This window comes from Methylobacterium nigriterrae (genome assembly GCF_037106235.1).
In the GTDB taxonomy this organism is placed as follows: Bacteria; Pseudomonadota; Alphaproteobacteria; order Rhizobiales; family Beijerinckiaceae; genus Methylobacterium; species Methylobacterium nigriterrae.
This window is the reverse complement of sequence record NZ_JBAWTG010000940.1, coordinates 1-265: the sequence shown is the minus strand read 5'-3', so window position 1 is coordinate 265 and position 265 is coordinate 1. Positions and strand designations below refer to the sequence as shown.

Annotated in this window: 1 protein-coding gene; it reads right to left on the bottom strand. The window is 57.4% G+C overall.

Features of this window, described 5'->3' with window-relative positions:
• The coding region (locus WDW90_RS39775; protein WP_336493078.1) for a hypothetical protein at positions 1-265 on the bottom strand (265 nt) is incomplete at both ends.

The window sequence follows — 265 nt, the reverse complement described above, 5'->3', positions numbered from 1 at the left end:
ATCTCGTTTTGCTCCAGGAGATTCCTCAGCGAGGATTGCAGGGTGACGGCTTCGTCCGCCCGGCCATCCTGGTTCAAGTCAAGATTCACCTGCTCCCTGTCCCACTGATTGCCCTGCCACTTGGTGTCGGTCATGCCGCCCAGCGCCAGCACCGCCGCCACATTCTTCTCAAAGGCATTTTGCTGAAATTCCAGGCCCTGTGAGCTTGCCCAAACCTCCACCCCTACGTCGTTATGAAAAAAGGTGTTGCCCCGGAATGTCTGCC